19 protein-coding genes and 3 pseudogenes are annotated in these 17,900 nt (G+C 63.1%); 12 read left to right on the forward strand and 10 right to left on the reverse strand.

Annotated elements, in window-relative coordinates:
* Positions 1-40 precede the first annotated feature (40 nt).
* From IPK66_18775 to IPK66_18785, 3 genes and pseudogenes are all read left to right on the forward strand, one after another.
* Positions 41-620, forward strand: a pseudogene (locus IPK66_18775) (DDE-type integrase/transposase/recombinase).
* A gap of 66 nt (positions 621-686) precedes the next feature.
* Positions 687-926 carry a type II toxin-antitoxin system RelE/ParE family toxin gene (locus IPK66_18780; GenBank protein ID MBK8177222.1) on the forward strand — a complete coding sequence of 80 codons (240 nt, stop codon included), beginning with the start codon at positions 687-689 and terminating at the stop codon, positions 924-926.
* 115 nt (positions 927-1,041) lie between these two features.
* Positions 1,042-1,641, forward strand: coding sequence for a hypothetical protein (locus tag IPK66_18785; GenBank protein ID MBK8177223.1), 600 nt, complete (start codon positions 1,042-1,044; stop codon positions 1,639-1,641).
* A gap of 26 nt (positions 1,642-1,667) precedes the next feature.
* Here the strand turns inward: IPK66_18785 and IPK66_18790 are convergent, their stop codons facing one another.
* On the reverse strand, positions 1,668-1,910 hold the full coding sequence (locus tag IPK66_18790; protein ID MBK8177224.1) for a hypothetical protein: 243 nt from the start codon (positions 1,908-1,910) through the stop codon (positions 1,668-1,670).
* Positions 1,911-1,974: 64 nt separating this feature from the next.
* On the opposite strand from IPK66_18790, the gene IPK66_18795 reads away from it, so the two are divergent.
* On the forward strand, positions 1,975-2,544 hold the full coding sequence (locus IPK66_18795; GenBank protein MBK8177225.1) for a recombinase family protein: 570 nt from the start codon (positions 1,975-1,977) through the stop codon (positions 2,542-2,544).
* Positions 2,545-2,944: 400 nt separating this feature from the next.
* On the opposite strand, the gene IPK66_18800 is transcribed toward IPK66_18795, so the two are convergent.
* Positions 2,945-3,100, reverse strand: a complete 156-nt coding sequence (locus tag IPK66_18800; protein MBK8177226.1) for a hypothetical protein — start codon at positions 3,098-3,100, stop codon at positions 2,945-2,947.
* Between the two features lie 532 nt (positions 3,101-3,632).
* A pseudogene (locus IPK66_18805) lies at positions 3,633-4,343 on the reverse strand (DUF1738 domain-containing protein).
* Between the two features lie 470 nt (positions 4,344-4,813).
* Between IPK66_18805 and IPK66_18810 the strand changes: the two are divergent.
* From IPK66_18810 to IPK66_18825, 4 genes are all read left to right on the forward strand, one after another.
* A complete protein-coding gene (locus IPK66_18810; GenBank protein ID MBK8177227.1) occupies positions 4,814-5,401 on the forward strand; it encodes a recombinase family protein in 588 nt (195 codons plus the stop codon).
* An 18-nt stretch (positions 5,402-5,419) separates the two neighbouring features.
* Positions 5,420-5,854: a hypothetical protein gene (locus IPK66_18815; GenBank protein ID MBK8177228.1), complete on the forward strand. Its 435-nt coding sequence runs from the start codon at positions 5,420-5,422 to the stop codon at positions 5,852-5,854.
* Positions 5,855-5,949: 95 nt separating this feature from the next.
* Entirely contained in the window at positions 5,950-6,300 is a 351-nt protein-coding gene (locus tag IPK66_18820) for a type II toxin-antitoxin system RelE/ParE family toxin (GenBank protein MBK8177229.1), read from the forward strand.
* Positions 6,297-6,650 (forward strand): XRE family transcriptional regulator, encoded by a 354-nt coding sequence (locus IPK66_18825; GenBank protein MBK8177230.1) that lies wholly within the window; start codon positions 6,297-6,299, stop codon positions 6,648-6,650. Before IPK66_18820 ends, IPK66_18825 begins: the two co-directional genes overlap by 4 nt.
* Positions 6,651-7,336: 686 nt before the next feature.
* On the opposite strand, the gene IPK66_18830 is transcribed toward IPK66_18825, so the two are convergent.
* Entirely contained in the window at positions 7,337-7,615 is a 279-nt protein-coding gene (locus IPK66_18830; GenBank protein ID MBK8177231.1) for a hypothetical protein, read from the reverse strand.
* Between the two features lie 83 nt (positions 7,616-7,698).
* On the opposite strand from IPK66_18830, the gene IPK66_18835 reads away from it, so the two are divergent.
* Complete coding sequence (locus tag IPK66_18835) at positions 7,699-8,289, forward strand: DUF4158 domain-containing protein (protein MBK8177232.1); 591 nt, start codon at positions 7,699-7,701, stop codon at positions 8,287-8,289.
* 248 nt (positions 8,290-8,537) lie between these two features.
* Here IPK66_18835 and IPK66_18840 read toward each other — a convergent pair whose 3' ends face one another.
* The 6 genes and pseudogenes from IPK66_18840 to IPK66_18865 all read right to left on the reverse strand — a co-directional run bounded on the left by IPK66_18840 (position 8,538) and on the right by IPK66_18865 (position 12,925).
* Positions 8,538-8,930, reverse strand: a complete 393-nt coding sequence (locus IPK66_18840; protein ID MBK8177233.1) for a hypothetical protein — start codon at positions 8,928-8,930, stop codon at positions 8,538-8,540.
* Positions 8,931-9,021: 91 nt separating this feature from the next.
* A pseudogene (locus tag IPK66_18845) lies at positions 9,022-9,904 on the reverse strand (tyrosine-type recombinase/integrase).
* A 370-nt stretch (positions 9,905-10,274) separates the two neighbouring features.
* Complete coding sequence (locus IPK66_18850) at positions 10,275-10,616, reverse strand: helix-turn-helix domain-containing protein (protein MBK8177234.1); 342 nt, start codon at positions 10,614-10,616, stop codon at positions 10,275-10,277.
* A 131-nt stretch (positions 10,617-10,747) separates the two neighbouring features.
* A complete protein-coding gene (locus tag IPK66_18855; protein MBK8177235.1) occupies positions 10,748-11,572 on the reverse strand; it encodes a DUF945 domain-containing protein in 825 nt (274 codons plus the stop codon).
* Positions 11,573-12,130: 558 nt separating this feature from the next.
* Complete coding sequence (locus IPK66_18860) at positions 12,131-12,520, reverse strand: hypothetical protein (protein ID MBK8177236.1); 390 nt, start codon at positions 12,518-12,520, stop codon at positions 12,131-12,133.
* Between the two features lie 219 nt (positions 12,521-12,739).
* A complete protein-coding gene (locus IPK66_18865; protein MBK8177237.1) occupies positions 12,740-12,925 on the reverse strand; it encodes a hypothetical protein in 186 nt (61 codons plus the stop codon).
* A 301-nt stretch (positions 12,926-13,226) separates the two neighbouring features.
* On the opposite strand from IPK66_18865, the gene IPK66_18870 reads away from it, so the two are divergent.
* From IPK66_18870 to IPK66_18880, 3 genes are all read left to right on the forward strand, one after another.
* Entirely contained in the window at positions 13,227-14,108 is an 882-nt protein-coding gene (locus IPK66_18870) for a site-specific integrase (protein MBK8177238.1), read from the forward strand.
* 9 nt (positions 14,109-14,117) lie between these two features.
* Positions 14,118-15,353, forward strand: coding sequence for an IS91 family transposase (locus tag IPK66_18875; protein ID MBK8177239.1), 1,236 nt, complete (start codon positions 14,118-14,120; stop codon positions 15,351-15,353).
* Between the two features lie 520 nt (positions 15,354-15,873).
* Positions 15,874-16,830, forward strand: a complete 957-nt coding sequence (locus IPK66_18880; protein MBK8177240.1) for a hypothetical protein — start codon at positions 15,874-15,876, stop codon at positions 16,828-16,830.
* The last annotated feature ends 1,070 nt before the right edge of the window (positions 16,831-17,900 follow it).

Consider the following 17,900-nt stretch of genomic DNA (forward strand, 5'->3'; position numbering starts at 1 on the left):
TATCTGGCGGGATGTGGTCGTAACCAGGGGATGCTGGGCCGTGTCGGACTTCAAGGGGCGCCACTTCGAGGGCGAGATCGTGCTGTGGGCGGTACGGTGGTACTGCCGCTACGGAGTGAGCTACCGTGATCTCGAGCAGATGATGGGCGAGCATCGACTTCTATCTGTCGCCGACGCGGAACACGAAGGCGGCGAAGCGCTTTCTCGGCAAGGCGCTTAAGGGCCTGAAAGACTGGGAGAAGCCGCGGGTGGTCAACACGGACAAGGCGCCGACCTACGTGGCGGCACTCGCCGAACTGAAGGCCGAAGGCAAGTGCCCGAAGGACACGCGGCACCGGCAGGTGAAGTACCTCAACAACGTCATCGAAGCCGATCACGGCAAGCTGAAGCAGCTGATCCGCCCGGTGCGCGGCTTCAAGACGCTGAAGACCGCCTACGCGACGATCAAGGGCTTCGAGGTGATGCGGGCTCTACGCAAGGGCCAGGCGGCGATCTTCAACATCACGCGCGACATCCGCGGCGAGGCGCGTCTGGTGGAGCGCGCCTTCGGTCTCGGCGTCTGCGCGTTGGCAGAGGCCATGCAGGTCGTCAGCGAACGGCTCGAGCTCCAGGCAGCCTGAGCACGGAACGGTCATCCGCCGGGATCGTCACGCGTCCGGAGCCAAAGTTTGCAACAGAGCCTTTACGTGCACGGCGCGGCGGAGTTCGGCATCGATCAGGCCGAGCGCTATCACGAGGGCATGGCATCGGTTTTCGATCTGCTGGCTAAAAACCCGCACCTGGCCCGCGAGCGCACGGAATTCGACCCGCCGGTGCGGCTGCACCCTTACCAGGCACACATGATCGCCTACATCATCCGAGATGACGGAATCCTGATTATCCGTGTTCTCCACGGGCGGCAGGCGTGGGAACGGTATCTGCCATGAAAATCGGAGCAGAACCTCGACCTTCAGCACCAGGCGCTGGAGGCTGCCGGGTGCGAGGTCATTCACGAGGACCGGGGCCTTTCCGGAGCAGCGAAGCAAGACTCGGAGATTGCTTATGGTTGGCGGAAACGAAGCAACAGCACAGGCTGGGGTCGAATCTTTTAAACAGAAGGAAAGAATTGAAATTATTCTGAGAGAGTACGAATCGCTTAGGCTGGAAATATTAGAGCGTACTGGCCATATGTACCAGCTATTAGTAGCCTGCGCTGCTGTATTTTTGTGGGTTCTAACGAACTCCTTTAGTTTGTCTACCCTGTTGGTAATACTCTCTGTCATTATGCTCGGCGGGGCTTTTTCGTGGCTGATTGATCGCGACATAAGGAAGGCGGCGGAGCGGCTTCGTCAAATCGAACACGACATCAATCGCAGAGTGGGCGAGGATCTGCTTGTTTGGGAATCACGCTGGGGCGGCGCGATTAGCGGCTTTTTCGGCCCCGCGCGCCCATTATCAAAGGCAGAGGCCCACGCTTGGTTGCTCAAGGGAGCGGATCCTCCTTGGGTTGGCCAACTCCTGATGTTCATTTGGCGGGTCATCCGACCCGCTATTCAGCCGCTGTGGCAGGGCTTGAAGCTTGTCGTCACCAGCATCTCGAACATGTGCGGCAATTGGCGGCAGAAGATTAAGGGGCTGTCCGGAAAAATCTTGAATCGCTGAAATACAGCCTCTTCATCATCCCCACATCAGGAGGAGGAGATTGGCGGAGCGTCCGAGAGATCGAGCCGGGTCTTGATCCGGTCAAGATCAACCTCGACAGCGGCAAGCGCTCTTTCCTGCCGGAAAATATCGCCACGCAGCGCATGCACATCTTGGCGTAAGCTGGTAATGGAAAGCTTGACATCCCCAAGCGTCTCCTCGTTCGCGTCAACACGACCGCGAATGTAGCGCAAGTGCTCAAGAACAATTTCTTTCGGATCATCTGCCATTGTACATGAATTATACTATGCCTTGCCTCAAATCCACAAAAAACACATAACGTTTCTGTAAAATATGAAAATCGATTACGCCCGCGTCTCCACGGATGAGCAGAACCTCGCCCTTCAGCAGCAGGCGCTGGAGGCTGCCGGGTGCGAGGTCGTCTATGCCGACAAGGTATCGGGGGCCGTGACGGAGCGTCCCCAGCTCGCGGCGGCGCTTGCCCGCCTCGGTCCCGGCGACGTGCTGGTGGTGTGGAAGCTGGACCGTCTGGGCCACTCCCTCGTCCACCTGATCGGCATGATTGACGGGATCGGCAAGGCCGGGGCGGGGTTTCAGTCGCTTTCGGAATCCATCGACGCGACAACCGCCGGGGGCCGGTTGATCTTCCACGTCATGGGCGCCCTGGCGGAGTTCGAGCGCTCCCTGATCGGCGAACGGACCTCGGCGGGCATGAAGGCCGCGAAGCGCCGGGGGAAGCACGTCGGACGGCCCGCGAAGCTCACGGCGCACCAGCTCGCCCACGCGCGGACGCTCATCGAGGAAGAAACGGAAACTCGCGCCGGGATTGCCGCGCTGTTCGGCGTGGACGTAGCGACACTGCGGCGGGCGCTGCGGTTAGGCGGTCCGCGAAATCAATCGTGAGGGTTGATGATTCGCCACCACCCCAACTATATCTGGAAAGCTCTACCTCGTGATGTTTCCATATGGTGTGTAGCATCAGTATATAGTTTACATATCAACAGAACACCATATTGGTTGACAAACTGTCCATATCTTGTAAAATTTCGCACCGCTGTATCCGGCCGTGGGGTGGTAGTTGCGCCGGTCCGGCTTCCATGTTATAGCTCCGAACGTGCAAAAGGCGGGACCGCGCCAACGGCCCCGCCTTTCTGAAACGGTTTCGGTCCTCTGCGGCGGGCCATGATCGAATCAGGCCATGGCGCGGCGCTTCGGTCCCCCTTCTCCCGAACGCTACTCCCTGACGCACAAACTTTCAACCCGTCGCAGGGAGTAGTTTGAATTGGCATCAGTACGTGATTTGTCACCGGAAACCGTGGCCATCATCAAGGCCCGCCTTAGAAGAGGTGATCTTCAACATCGAATCGGAGCCGACTACGATATCAACTCTGGTCGGATCTCCGAAATCAACACCGGCAAGCGGTTTGCCGATATCGAACCGGCGGAGACGATCGGTCATGAGTAAAGACGATCTCCTCAAGCCGGGCAAACGGTGCCCCCAGTCAGGCCAGTACGAAATTACCGGTCCACGCGGCGGGGGAACTGGCGAAGAGCGAACCGTTGTAGAGCGTGAGCCAATGCCGCCGACTCCGGACCGGGGTCAACAGTATCGGCTGGTTGATCCAACCAAGCATCGAAAAAAGTAGAGTCCCAAGGCCCTTCAGGAAGACCGGCCATTCTCACGAGTGGCCGGTCTCATGCGCCTCCCGCCGTGCTATCCTGCCCGCTCTATGGCGTGACCCCTCACGGCTCTTCGAAGCCAAAACCTTCCTGAGAGCGGCGTATCCGTTAAGCCCTCGCTTTCTTTGAAATGGGGTGCAGGCAATTGCCTGCACCCCTGCCACGTGACGAACGCGGAGGGTGTGGGGTGGTGCGCAATCGAGGGTGACCGGGTTGCGAGTGAGCGGGGCTAACAGCCCTGCGAAGCGAGCGACCCTGTTGCCCGGCAGATGGCTCTGTTGCAAACTTTGGCTCCGGACGCGTGACGATCCCGGCTGCAGGCTGTGAAGATAATCGGCGGCGCGCTGTGCATGGGCGGCGGCGCTGAAGATGGCGCGCTTGTCGGCCTTCAGGACGGAAAGCCAGTGCGCCAGATAGGCGGCGTGTTCTTCCCTCGGCTCCGGCGACAGGCCCAAATCGGCGCAGATGAAAGCGGCGCCCATCTCGGCGACAAGTTCCTCCATGGCGTAACCGGAATCCCCAAAACGCTTGCGGCCAAAGTCGCGGTCGAGACGTGCGGTCGTCTTCGTCCAGTGGGTCGTTTCATGCGCCAAGGTCGCGTAATAGGCCTCCGGCTCCTTGAAGGCCCCGAAGGGCGGCATTTGAATCCTGTCCTCGGACGGGCTGAAAAATGCACGGTTGCCGCCGTTGCTGACCTTCGCGCCGGTGCTGGCGAAAAAGGCCTCGGCCGCCTCGATGCGCTCCACCTTCTCGGTGACAGGCTCGGCCAAGGCGGAAAAATGCGCGGGCAGCTTCTCCACCTGCTCGACGTTGAAAACGGTGTAGCCCTTCATGAAGGGAATATCTCGCTCCTGCTCCTCGCCGGTCTTGGGGTCGGCTTCGGTGCGGGTGATGGTGTTGGCATAGACAACGAGATTCCCCGTCTCGCCCTTGCGGACGTTGCCGCCCAATTCCAAAGCCTGGTTGAAGGTCATCCATATCGGCGCGGAATAACCACGCTTGGCGGCCGCTCCCCACAACATCAAAACATTGATGCCGCGATAGGTGTAGCAACGCGCAATGATGCGCGGCTCGACGCGCACTTATCGGCCATATCCGACGCACGTTATCTGAGACTGTAGAGTGCAACGGACGCACGCTCTTTGAGACTCAACGCACGCTCCGTGAGACGGACGCGCAATCATCCGGTTCTCACGCACGCTCGCTGAGACTGACTATGTCGGTAGCCCAGCGGCGCGCATTTCCCTGATGAGCTGCTCTCGTCTTCGACCGGGATTGATCTCGCCTTGGGGCAACTGACGGGGTTGAATGTGTGATGTCGGTGGCAACCCTCCGGAGGCCGCCATGCAACCGTCGTTGTTGTCAAGTTGGAGCATACCCCAACAAGACAAGCAGACGAGACACTTTCTGCGTCTCATTAGGGTTGATCAGCAGGATTCCGGTACGCTAGGGTGAGTCGGTCTGGACTCCAACGAGACACCCGCCTCCGCTCATGGTTGTTTACGGCTACGCACGCGTCTCCAGCATCGACCAGGACCTGAGCATTCAGCAGGCTGCCCTGCGGGCCGCCGGTTGCGACGTCGTTCGTGCCGAGAAGGTGACCGGCACCCGGCGTGACAGCCGCAGGGAGCTGCAGATGCTGCTCGACTTCCTGCGCACAGGCGACACCCTGATGGTCACGCGCATCGATCGCTTGGCGCGCTCGCTGAAGGACCTGCAGGACATCGTCCATGAGCTGAAGGCGAAGGGCGTGGCGCTGAAGGCGACCGAGCAGCCGATCGACACCGGCTCGGCCGCCGGCAAGGCGTTCCTCGACATGCTGGGCGTGTTCGCCGAGTTCGAGACCAACCTGCGCCGCGAGCGGCAGATGGAGGGGATCAAGGCCGCCAAGGAGCGTGGCGTCTACCGGGGCCGCAAGCCGTCGATCGACCCGGCCGAGGTGCGCCGGTTGCGCGTCGAGGAAAAGCTCGGGCCGGCGGCGATCGCGCAGCGGCTCGGCATCGGCCGCGCCTCGGTTTATCGCGTTCTCCACGCCGGGCAGCCGGCCCTAATCGGCACCGAGCCCGCCGGCGCCGAGTGATGGCGAGGGAGTAGACCCGTGCCGATCCGCCGCGAACTCCGCTCCCTCTACCCCGATTACTGGTCCGAGCTCAGCCGGCGCGTCCGCTTCGAGCGCGCCCGCGGGATGTGCCAGAAGTGCGGGCGGCCGCATGGCACCATCGTTCGCTGCCTGCCGGACGGCCGCTGGTTCGATCCCACCGAGGCCATCTGGCGCGACGGCCGTGGTCGGCCCGCCCGCTGGCCCGACCTGGAGCAGATGACGCGGCAGCGGACGACGAAGGTGATCCTCGCCGCCGCGCATCTCGACCACGACCCGCGCAACAACAGGCTGCGCAACCTGCGCAGCCTTTGCCAGCGCTGCCACATGCTCCACGATCGGCCGCACCATTTGGCGCAGCGCCGGGTCACCTACCTCCTGCGCCGCGCCCTCGGCGACCTGTTCCTGGGACCTTATGATTATCGGGCAGGCTGAACCCCGCCTCCCCAACTCGCCCAGCTTCCAGAGCGCGCCGCCGAGCGCTCTTGATATTCCTTCGAGGGGATGTTATTTATTCCTTGAAAAGAATAATCATGTGGGATGTGGAGGCGACGGGCGCCTTTGAGGAATGGTGGCGCGCGTTGACCGAGCAGGAGCAGGACGACGTGACCGCCATGGTCGAGCTGCTGCAGGAGCGAGGGCCGAAGCTTCCTTTTCCGTATTCGTCGGGAATCGAGGGCTCGAAATTTTCCCACATGCGCGAGCTGCGCGTGCAGTCGCACGGCGACCCAATCCGCGTCTTCTACGCCTTCGATCCGCGCCGCGTCGCCGTTCTGCTGATCGGCGGCATCAAGACCGGGAAGGAGAAGCGCTTCTACAAGGAGTACGTCCCGAAGGCGGACAAGCTCTACGAGCAACACATGAAGAGTTTGGAGGGCTGACCGTGGCCAGGAATTTTTCAGAGCTGACGAAGGACCTCACGCCCGAGCGCCGGGAGCGCATCGAGGCGGCCAAGGCCGCGCTACGTCAGGAAATGGACCTGGCCGAGCTGCGTCAAGCGCTCTCGCTCACCCAGTCCACCCTCGCCGAGGCCCTTGGGGTCAAGCAGGGCGAAGTTTCCAAGATCGAGAACCGCGCCGACATTTTCGTCAGCACCTTGCGCCGGTTCATTCAGGCGATGGGCGGCGATCTCGAAATCCGAGCCGTGTTTCCCGACCGCGCCGTCACGATCAAGAACTTTTCCTCGCTATCGCAGGACCCGATGGCAGGACATCAACTGCCTGCCTCGTAGCTGTAGCGGCGCGCAAACGAAATGTGGCGGACGCGAGATTCAGGACCATTTCCGACGCACATTGTTTGAGACGGACGCAGGCCTCGGGCGCACGCTCGTTGCGACGCAGCGCACATTGCTTGAGACGAACGCGAGATCTTGCGAGCCGGACGCACGCTGACCGAAACGGATCGCATCCTGCCAATCGGCATTGCCGAGTGTGAGAAAAACGGCCGGTTTCCTGGCGGTCTCCCGGACGGCACGGCAACCGGGTCACTGCCGCCAGAAAACTCATTGCTGAAATCTGCACAAGAATACTGTCTGCGCACCAGCTTTCCTTGCGTTCCATTTCTGCTGGTTGCTGCAGGATCGCCGCTTTGGCACGTGCCACCGAGGATGATTTCGGTGCTCACGATCTTACGTCGGTCTCAGCTAATTTGCGTTCAGTCTCAGCCAATTTGCGTTCCGGACACGCCCAGTCTCAAAGAGCGTGCACCGAAACCGCCCTGAATCTCGCGTCCGCCACATTTCGTTTGCGCGCCGCTACAATTACTTGCCCGACGCGGCTGGTCGGGCGCTGCGGCGGGCCTCCCGGCGGCGTCCAGTTGTGCCGCCGGCGGGGGCTCGGGTACCGAGCCGCAGCCTCCGATCATCCACCCGTCGCAGCCATGACCAGCAGCCACAGCGTCTCGCGCGATCGCTGCCGATCAGCCGATCGGCAGCCAGCCGGATGCACCCGCGGCGGTCGATGCGGCCGTGGCGATGGCGACCGGAAGCGAGACGGTTGGAAGCGTGGCAACGAAGCCTTCGCCTTCCAGCATTGTGTCCGGCATGATCGGCCCCACGTCGGCGGCAGTGCTGGATGAGTGAACGATGGCGGTGGCGATGGCCGAGCCGAAATTGTTGGCGGCGCTGATGTCGTGGGCGGCGGTGAAGAAAATCATCCCGATCAATGCGACTGCCGTAAGCACTTTTGGATTATCCATGCCTCTGTCCTATGTCCTATGTCCTATGTCCTATGTCCTAACTGAGCCAGGAATATGGTCCATCGAGCGCTGCCCGCAAGGGTTTGCGCGTCGCTACACTAGCGCGCCGCTACGGCCGCTTCTCAGGCGAGCCCACGCCCGACCAACTCGCCCGCCATTTCCACCTCGACGACGCCGACCGCGCCTTCGTCGCCGAGCACCGCGGCGACCACAACCGCCTCGGTGTTGCGGTTCAACTCGGCTCGGTCAGGCTGCTCTGTACCTTCCTCGACGATCCCACCGAGGCGCCGGCGGCCGCTGTGCGCTACGCCGCCGATCAGCTCGCCATCGAGGGCTGCGCGGAAGCCATGGCCGCTTATGCCGCCAGCGAGGGCCGCTGGCGGCACGGCCCGCGTATCCGCGAGCGGTACGGCTACCGCCAGTTCACCGATACCGGCATCGCCTTCCGGCTCAACCGGTTCCTCTACGCGCTCTGCTGGACCGGCGCCGATGTCGCCCGTATCTTCCGGGTCCATCGCGCAACCATCAGCCGCATCGCCGCCGAAGCGAGGGCCACGCTCCTGGCCCAAAGTCTGTCCCCTACGCGATGGAGTGACCGCACGGCTGTCGATCCAACTTGCTTCACCGAGCGCCACAAGCCGCCGCTCAGGACGAGCATCGAGCTGAAAAGCTGACTCTTTCGCGATATCAGCAGGTTACCGCAATAGGCCAGATCTAACCCATTGAAATCAACCGCTTTACAGAACGGCACTTTCGGCGCGTAGGTTACGGAAAGGCCGCCTTGTGTCGGTTTTCTGTTCCGTTGCTACTCAGAGCCCGGCTACCAGTCGTCACGGCCGGAGAACGGGTTCTTCTGACGCCCGTCGGCGCCCGCGGAACTGGCGTTACGAAAAGCCCGACACCGGCCGGCGCAGCCTGACGCTCACTGCGCCGCGAGGTGTTCGTCGATTTCGTGCAGACGATCCTCGAAATAGCGCCGATAATGCTCCTGCCCGGCCTGCATGAAACCTTCGAACGCGGCGTTGAATGCTTGTCGAGCCTCGCCAACTTTCGCTCGATCACGGGTCCGGTCGCCGAGCGTCCACAGCGCGTTGCCGAGGTTGTTCTGGGTCATCGCCCAGTCGAGCGGCACCCGCTCGCGGGTCCACTCCTGCAGCGCCGCGCGATAGGCGTCGACCGCGTCCTGCAACGGGGCATTTTGCCCCGACTGATCGCCGTGCGTTCGCAGCGCGTCGGCGAGGATGACGAGTGTCGATCCGCGGGCGTCGGCATCCCAGCCGGCCCGGTCGCGGCTCTCGTTCAGCAGACGGCGCACGCCGGCGATAAAAGGGGGCAGCCGGTCGGCGACATAGGTCCCTCCGCAACCACCACTGGCACCCGTAACCGGGCGTTATGGAAAGACCGTTTTACACTCCGATCCGCTCGACCTCATCGAGGCTCATCTCCTCGTGCCGGCGGTCGTAGAGCTGAGTGGTGCGGGTGCTGGCGTGGTTCGCCATCGCTGCGGCCTTCTCCAGCGTGCCGCCGTTCTTCAGGTAAGCGGTGATGCCGGTCGCGCGGAAGCTGTGGTTGCCGATCTTCGTCTTGATCCCGGCCGCGGCCGCGCGCCGGCGGATCATCGCATAGGCGTTCGCCTGGGGCAGGGCGGTACGGGTGAGCTGCCCGGTGCCGCGCCCGATGGTGCGGAACAGAGGCCCCTTGCCGTCGTCCATGATGCCGGTCTGCTCCAGATAGGCGGTGAGGTAGGCTTCGAGGTTGTGATGGCACGGCATGGCGTGCGCCTTGCCGCCTTTCTCGCGCAGCCGCACCCAAAGCCGCCGGTTCTGGGTGTAGACATCCTCGACCTTCATGGCGAGCGCCGCGCCGATCCGCGCGAAGCTGTAGACCATGAGGCCAATCAGCGCCCGGTCGCGAAGCCCCGCCGGCGTTGTCGCGTCGATGCTGTCGAGCAGCCCGCGCGCCTCGGCCGGTTCGAGTACCGGCGTCTTCCCGGATTTCACGACGTGCGAGGAGCCGCGCACCGAAGCGGCGGGATTGACCGGCACCACCTGGCCCGTCACCAGCCAGTCGAACAGATGCCGGATCGCGGCGAGCTGCTGCTTGACCGTCGGCGCGGCCAGCTCCCGCGCCTGGCTCTCGATCCAGGTGGCAACGTGCAGTGGCTGCACGGCCCTGAGCGACGGCACCCCCGCATCCGCGCACCAGGCGAGGAAGTCAGCGACGGCCCGGCTGTAGGCTCGCCGTGTGTGGGTTGCGGATCGCGGCCGCGAAAAATTCGAGGAAGCGCATACCGGCGTGCTCGCCAGCGGCGGCCACCAGGGCAGGGAGGCTGCTCGGCGCGCTGATCGGGACGAGCAGCCAGTTCACAGCCGCACGCCCTTTGCCGCAGCCGCAGCCGCCAGATCAGGACATTTCGACATATGTTCAGCGGGATTCCAGGGATTAAAATATTTGCACTTCATCCCAACGGGAAACTCCGTCACCCATTTACCCGGCTCACCACGCATCATAAGCCCACAGGTCGGACAGACGATAGTTGGCGGAAGGGAATTGCTTGCTGTCATGGCACACCTCTAACATCTGATAAGCGACATTATCATATATAGATCGCCGCACAAGCCGGGGGACTTGTTGCCGCTTGGGAGAGGCGGCCCTAACGTTAATCGCTCTCTTCGGCTTCTTCTTTCTTGTCGTCGCGAGCGCCGCTCGCGACGACGTGTGCGGCGCGGGCCGCCTCGGCCATTGCTTCCACCTGAGCGGCAAGCTCGGGTGGAAGCCATACGTCGACTCGCCGCCAAGCCGTAGGCACTGCCTGCGCTGCAGCGCGGAAGCGCTGCACGATCCCGTGCACGCGTTGCCGTGTCATGCCGAAGTGCCGCGCAGCGGCGCTGGGCGTCATCCCGTCTACCAGGACGGCTCGCGCTACGTCGATCGTATCGATCGCAAGGCGCCCGAGTCGCGGACGCAAGAGCTCGAATTCGCTGTGTGTCAGTTTGGGCATCTTGGGATGTGCGGCCGGTCGTCGGTCAATGGCTGTCGCCCAAGGTAAGCTCGGAGTCGCGGCGTACATAGCGCGGTCCTCCTGCGGCGTCGGCAACGGGGGGCGGTGCTGCCGCCCCCCTGGGCGAGGCGTTATCCGCGCAGTTTCCGCATTTCTTGAGCGAGCACCCACAGGGCGCGATTGATCTTGATACTCTGATCAATGCCGGTGATCGCACGGGTCGTGGTGGCGCGGCCGTTGCGATTGCGACCCGGCACGCGGCCCTTGGTCATGTTCTCTTGCACCCGGTTGAATGCGCTCCAGAGGTCGCTTCCGTGATCCTCAGAGCGGCGCGGAGTGAGGAGCTGCTCGGGCTCGATGGGCGCGGGGTGTTCGTCGTCGTAGCGCAGCGCCAGCGCTGCCCGTGCGAAGGCGGTGTCCTCGCCGCTGCGGAGCGTAAGCGCCTGCATCGCGTCGCGCTGGTCGATCGCCTCTCCGAACCCGTCGAGAACGGTATAGGCACCCTCGATCACTTGGCCCACGACGTCGCCCTTGTGAGGTACGCGAAAGTCCGCGAACGTGTCGCCACAGACCAAGCCGTTCTGACAGACGAAACGGAACATGCCGGCGAGCATCTGGTAGCTGCTGGTCCCGTCGTGGCTGTTGAGAAGGATGATTTCGTTGGCTTCCGCGCCGAGGATCTGGTCGGCGTGCCGCAGCCGGATCATGTGCTTGGTGTGCTCGCGCTTGTTGTCGTTCCGCACGCGGGTCTGACAGACCATGAAGGGCTGAAATCCCTCTTTGCGCAGGCCGCATAGAACCTCGATGGTGGGGATGTAAGTGTAACGGGCGGAGCGGCTGTCATGCGCTTCGCTCGCGAAAACCGACGGCGCAACACGCGCGATTTGGTCATCGGTGAGCGGCGCCGACGAACGGAGTGCGGGAGACCTCGACGCGAAACGGCTCGAAAGCTGCATGATGATAACTCCTGCATGAGTTCCCGGAGCCTTGCGGTTGCCGCCGCTTGGAACCGGATCGGTTCTACCGAACCGATGGTTGGATATTAGCTGGCGAAGCCCGGGATGTCAATAGATGTAAAGGAAATGTTTACAACAATTTACGCATGGCGACGCGTCATTGGCGCTGTTGCTCCGTTTTGCGTTAGACTGTCGCGACAGAAGGTCCGGCTACTGCATTAGCCGGCACCGCGGCCCGAGGGGTTGCCGCCCCTTGGGCCGTCTTATTTCGTCCTTTTCCTCATGCCCTTTGTTCGACCCGCCGGAGGCGGGGTCGGAAAGTCGGGACGCCCTTCGTCCCGACGCTTTCAGCGGATCGCCGCCCGCAGAAGCCGTCAAAGGCGCGCGGAGCGCGGCACTGGAGCCACGCACAGCGTAGCGAGCATGGCGAAGCGCCACCCTTTGACGGTTTCGAGGACGGTGATAGTCGCAAATGCCAAATGACTTCGCGCGGAGCGCGTCAATGTTTTGTTTGTGTGGTGTTTCTCATAGGTAATAATGGTGATGGAGGTTTCTTGGTCAGGCTGAACATCCGGGAAAACCCGGCCGACCGGTGCCGGGCGCCTCGCGTTCTTTCAATGCGCGCCAGAGGCCCAGCAGTGTGCCCACGAGCGGATCGCTGCCGTCGTCGTTGCGGGCCAGCTCGGCCGCGATAGCCTCGACGCTGCTGCCGTCGCACCGCACCTGGATTGCCGCGTCGAGCGCGGAGGGAAGAGGCGGCTGGTCACCCCATGTGCCGGCTTCGGGCTGCGGCGGCGCGGCGGTCTGGTCCCAGCACTCGGCGGGCAGGACGGCGTAGGCGTTCGTGTCCTGGCGCAGCGTATAGCGCCCGTTCTCGATCTCCCCGGTGCAGTGTGGGGTCGTTTGCGGGAGAGGGCGAAATCCTACCCTAAGTGTTGCCGCTCGCAAACATCGGCGGCCGTGCTCGCAAACATCGGCGATTCCCGCTCACGCTCGCTGCCAATGACGACGCGCCGATGCTCACATTATCTGCCAGCGTGCTCGCCATCGTCGGCGCGTACTCGCCAACGGAGCGTTCTGCTCACGCTCGTTGCCAATGAGAAAATGCCTTGCGCTTGTAGGTGGATAGCCGTCGGCGCGTCGACGGCACGCCCACGGACCAGCATGTCACACCAGCACCCCGACGGCGCGGAGTTGGTCGGTGAATTCCCGGGTGCGGGCGGCGGCGCGCGTTCCGGCGAGGAAGTCGCATATCTCGGCAGGCCTGGCGTGCAGCTGATTAGCGAGCCTGGCGGCGGTGAGCACCGGCGCATCCTTCTCGAAAGTCGTCGGTCGCTGAGCGTTTCGGAACATGGCATTCAAGAACGGTTTTGAGAACGCTTCGGCGGCTGCGAGAGGCAGATGGCCACGTCACTGCTCGGCGTTCTCAGATACCTTGGTTTGCGAGAACAACCGGCTGGTCACCTCCCACCCCGGCGCGATCGCTCCGCGGAGCCCGCGCGCGACATTTTCTGACGCTCATCGCCAGGGGACGAAACCGCTGTCGCGGTAAGGGAGCGTTTGCGGGTGACGGGGGGATGACGTCGGGGTAGCGGGAGTTCGGGGCGTGTCCTGAGGATTGAGGCTCAGACCTCACTCAGGACAGGAGCTCCCGATGACTGACGAGCCTATCAGCCCACTGCGCCGGCGGATGATCGAGGACATGAAGATCCGCGGCTTCTCGGAGAAGACGCGGTCCGACTATGTCCGCCACGTCAAGTCCTTCGCCCTTTTCCTCGGCCGTTCGCCGCACCGGGCGGAGCCGGAGGACCTGCGTCGGTATCATCTGCACCTGGCGGCGAGCGGCGTCGGTTCGCCCAGCATCAACTCGGCGGTTTCGGCGCTGCGGTTCTTCTTCAAGGTGACGCTCGGCCGCCCGGAGGTGACCGAGCCCATGCCGTTCATCCGTGAACCACAGCGGCTGCCGGTGGTGCTGAGCGGGTCCGAGGTGGCGCGGCTGCTGCGGGCGACGGCAGGGGCGAAGGCGCGCGCCGCGCTGAGTGTCGCCTACGGTGCCGGGCTGCGCGCGTCCGAGGTGACGGCGCTGAAGATCGGCGATATCGACAGCGCCCGGATGACGATCCGCGTCGAGCAGGGCAAGGGGAGAAAGGACCGGTTCGCCCTGCTGTCGCCCGTTCTGCTCACCATCCTGCGCGCCTGGTGGCAGGAGGCGCGCCCGCGCGGCTGGCTGTTTCCCGGCCGCGATCCCGGCCAGCCGCTGACCACCCGGCAGCTCAATCGCGCCTGCCACCAGGCGGCGGAAGCGGCCGGCTTGGCCAAGCGGGTCTCGATGCACACGCTCCGCCACAGCTTCGCCACGCATCTGCTCGAGCAGAAGACCGACGTTCGCGTCATCCAGGTGCTGCTCGGCCACAAGAAACTGGAGACGACGGCGCGCTACACGCAGGTGGCGCTGAAGACCATCGGCGAGGTCAGGAGCCCGCTCGAATACCTGGTCCGCGATCTCGCGGAGGAGCGGTCGCCGCTGCCGGGCTGAGCGGCGGTCGTGGCCCGTGCTGCGCTCGAGGTCGCGGACATCTTCCGCGACCACGGGGCGGCGTGGCGCAAAGCGAACGCCGGCCACGTCAGCCTCGGCCAGCTGAAGGTGATGACGGCGATCGAGCAGTGCCGCACCGCGGCGCTCGGCGGTCACGTCGCCGCCTGCGAACGCTGCGGGCACGTGCAGATCGCCTACAACTCCTGCCGCAACCGCCACTGCCCGAAGTGCCAGGCATCGGCGGCCGAGGCGTGGCTCGAGGCGCGGCGGTGCGACCTGCTGCCGGTGCCCTACTTCCACGTCGTCTTCACCCTGCCGGCGGCGATCGCCGACATCGCCTGGCAGAACAAGGCCGTCGTCTACGACCTGTTGTTCCGGACGGCGGCGGAGACGCTCGTCACCATCGCCGCCGACCCGAAGCATCTCGGCGCCCGGATCGGCCTGACCGCGGTGCTGCACACCTGGGGCTCGGCGCTGACCCACCATCCGCACGTCCACGTCATCGTCCCGGGCGGCGGCCTGGCGCCGGACGGCGACCGATGGATCGGCTGCCGGCCGGGGTTCTTCCTGCCGGTGCGGGTGCTGTCGACACTGTTCCGGCGGCTGATGCTGGCGGCGCTGGCCGAGGCGCACCGCGCCGGCCGCCTCGCCTTCTTCGGCCGCCTCACGGCGCTCGCCGACGCCAGCGCCTTCGCGGCCGTCCTCGCCCCGCTGAAGAAGACGAAGTGGTTCGTCTATGCGAAGCGGCCGTTCGCCGGGCCGGACGCGGTGCTCACCTATCTGTCCCGCTACACCCACCGCGTCGCCATCTCGAACCGACGGCTGGTCGCCTGCGACGACGAAGCCGTCCGCTTCCGCTGGAAGGATTACCGCGCCGACGGGCTCGCCCGCTGGAAGACGATGACGCTGCCGGTGCCCGAGTTCATCCGCCGCTTCCTCCTCCACGTCCTGCCGACCGGCTTCCACCGCATCCGCCACTACGGCTTCCTCGCCAACGCCCAGCGTAGCACCGCCGTCGCCCACGCCCGGGCGCTGCTGGCGGCGAAGCCGAAAGCGCCGGATGATCGGACGGAGCCCGCCGACGGCACCGGCGATGCCGCGGCCGCCGACGCCGCAGCGCCGAACGCGTACCGCTGTCCCTGCTGCGGCGGCGCGATGATCGTCGTCGAGACCTTCCGGCGCGGCGGAGCGCCCGCATCCCGGCCAGCAGCCGCGGCGCCGGTCATCGGGATCGACAGCTCATGAGACCGCCGCAACGGCCACCCGCGCGCAGCGAAGACCGAACCCGCCGGCCATCCGTGCCCGGCGACGCGGCGACACGCCCGAACCAGCCGCCGCCGCCGCGAAAAACACCCGATCAGCCGCCCGCCCATCGCCGCAGCCCGCCCAGACCCGTGGCAGCTGTGCCCGGCCGGGCCGCGCACAGCTGCCGGCGGCCGCGCCACCGCCTTCCACGCAGCCACCCCGCGACGGCCAATTCCCCATAGATCCGGCCCCACCGACCAGCACCGGTGCGGCCCCCGCGGTTTCCTCCCCTGAGGCCTATCGGACGCCTGCCGCTCGCCCGTCCCACCATCGGTGTACGGCAGGCATCCGATAACCCTTAACATTTGCGGACTTGCCGGGCACGTCCTTGGAAGGCTGCTTTACCTCGGATAGCGTCGCCACATCGGCGCTTCTCGAAGGTTGTCGTCTGGACCTTTCTACCCCACATAGCCGGTGGCATGCGCCTCCCCAATATGGGAAAAGTCGGTCTAACGTTCTGATGACAGACATTTTTGAAAATGCGGTTCACTCGCTTCAGCTTGGGATCGAAGATTTCAAGTCGAACGACACTCGGCGTCCTATTAGCGCTGCGCGGAACTATTATGCGGGACTTTTGTTGCTTGCTAAGCAATGTCTAATAGAGTCCGCTCCACATGCCGATCCAATGGACGTGATTGGCGCAAAATACAAACCGGTTCCAGACGGCCAGGGCAGCGTGGCGCACAAAGCGGATGGATACAAAACCGTTGATCTTTTTCAATTGAAGAGCCGTTTTAAGGATTTCGATCTTGCATGGCCGAAAGTAAATATTGATCGGCTCCAGGCTTTGCGCAATGATCTGGAACACTTCCATCCGAAGGAACCTCTGCAGTCGGTCAAGGAAGCGATTGCCCAGTCCTTTCCGATGGTAGAGGCTTTGTTTAAACTCCTGCGTCGCAATCCAGCTACAGAACTCGGAGATGCGTGGCAGTCTATGCTAGAGGAGCACGCGTTCTTCGAGGCACAGAAGGAAGCTTGCGATGCCTCTTTCGAAAAGGTCGATTGGCTTGCAGAAATTACGGCCTATGAGGATTTCGCGTGCCCGTCCTGCCATTCTAGCTTGATTGAACAAGTCGATCCGTCGAACACGGTGCCTCAGGACATAAAGGGCAAATGCCGCGCTTGCGGTATTGAGATCGATGCTGAGCAGGTTATCCAGATTGCGTTAGTCGCTGAATACGGATCTGATGGTTATATTGCTGCGAAGGACGGTGGTGACGAAGTCATCTGTGATTGTCCAGAATGCGGTCTGCACACCTATATAATGACTTACGACGTCAACGGGTGCTTCTGGTGTGAATATGTGTTGGAGGGAAATTGCGCACGTTGTCACATCGCTCTAACGCCTAGCTCCGTAGCCTACGACAACAACGGACTTTGTAGCTACTGCGACGATCTCTTCAAAAAGGATGATTGAGAAAGGCGCGGCTGCGTGCCAATCGCGGGGGTCCGATTTGCGTGGGCAAAGGCCGCACCTTTCTGTCTCAAATAATAATCGCGGTCCAAAGCGCCGATCCCGGATTACAGCCCATCATCAAAGTCGTCCAGGCAAATAACATCGGGTCACCCTCCTTCAAGCGGGCGCGTGAGGCGATGCCCATCAGTGGAAGTCAAGAAGTCCGCCACCGGAGGCGCTAGAAACGATATGAGCTTTCTTGAACCCCTTCGCGGCTTCCGACTGTGCGTGGCTGAATACAGCTGCTTCAGGTCAGGACGCTCTTTCGCGAATGTTCCTTGCGGTCAGTCTGCCTCCGAGAGCGGGCGCGCCGCATCACGGCAGGCATGACTGTTCATGGGATGACGCGCGTGTTGGTGTGAGTCCGCTTTCCTGTCCACCTCAGGCCGAAGGCCGCCCATGAAAGGAGCGGTCTTCTCATTGGCAACGAGCGTGAGCAGAACGCTCCGTTGGCGAGTACGCGCCGACGATGGCGAGCAGGCTGGCAGATAATGTGAGCATCATCGCGCCGTCATTGGCAGCGAGCGTGAGCCAGAAATCGGCGATGTTTGCGAGCACGACCGCCGATGATGGCGAGCGGCTACACCTAAGGAAGGCCAACGGTACTCGACGGCAACGTTGAACTGCTCCCGCCGCGCGCCGCGACATCGGCGAGGAGATCGCTGGAGCTTGCCACTGTCGCCTGTTTGCTGTGCTCAAGAGTCCTAAAGAATAACGGAGTCGGCGACAGCTGGGAATATAGTCATACTCCTGCTCTTATACAGTAGCATTTCGCCCTCTCCCGCAAACGACCCCAACAACGTGACGGTGTTTGTCAAAGTAGTTGTCGGGGTGTGAGTTGGAGACGCCACTCGCATGACGTGTTAGCCTTGAACCCACTTCGCTTGGTGCGCACTTGCATTAACCATACAAATTTTGCTAGAATTGCATTGGCGGTCGGGACGACGCTTAGAGCGTCAAGGAAGTCGCCGCGCAAAAGAGAAGCAGCCCGTCTCGTGAACCAACTTGCCGAGTGAAGAAGTTCAGATAAG

The organism is Rhodospirillales bacterium (assembly GCA_016712595.1).
GTDB lineage: Bacteria > Pseudomonadota > Alphaproteobacteria > Rhodospirillales > Defluviicoccaceae > Defluviicoccus.

Bases quoted from the DNA above. Each gene is read 5' to 3' on its own strand.
- IPK66_18865 (MBK8177237.1), bottom strand. From the start codon at position 12,925: ATGTTCCGAAACGCTCAGCGACCGACGACTTTCGAGAAGGATGCGCCG.
- IPK66_18855 (MBK8177235.1), bottom strand. From the start codon at position 11,572: ATGCAGCTTTCGAGCCGTTTCGCGTCGAGGTCTCCCGCACTCCGTTCG.
- IPK66_18795 (MBK8177225.1), top strand. From the start codon at position 1,975: ATGAAAATCGATTACGCCCGCGTCTCCACGGATGAGCAGAACCTCGCC.
- IPK66_18790 (MBK8177224.1), bottom strand. From the start codon at position 1,910: ATGGCAGATGATCCGAAAGAAATTGTTCTTGAGCACTTGCGCTACATT.
- IPK66_18785 (MBK8177223.1), top strand. From the start codon at position 1,042: ATGGTTGGCGGAAACGAAGCAACAGCACAGGCTGGGGTCGAATCTTTT.
- IPK66_18850 (MBK8177234.1), bottom strand. From the start codon at position 10,616: ATGCCCAAACTGACACACAGCGAATTCGAGCTCTTGCGTCCGCGACTC.
- IPK66_18810 (MBK8177227.1), top strand. From the start codon at position 4,814: ATGGTTGTTTACGGCTACGCACGCGTCTCCAGCATCGACCAGGACCTG.
- IPK66_18870 (MBK8177238.1), top strand. From the start codon at position 13,227: ATGACTGACGAGCCTATCAGCCCACTGCGCCGGCGGATGATCGAGGAC.
- IPK66_18830 (MBK8177231.1), bottom strand. From the start codon at position 7,615: ATGGATAATCCAAAAGTGCTTACGGCAGTCGCATTGATCGGGATGATT.
- IPK66_18800 (MBK8177226.1), bottom strand. From the start codon at position 3,100: ATGACCGATCGTCTCCGCCGGTTCGATATCGGCAAACCGCTTGCCGGT.
- IPK66_18880 (MBK8177240.1), top strand. From the start codon at position 15,874: ATGACAGACATTTTTGAAAATGCGGTTCACTCGCTTCAGCTTGGGATC.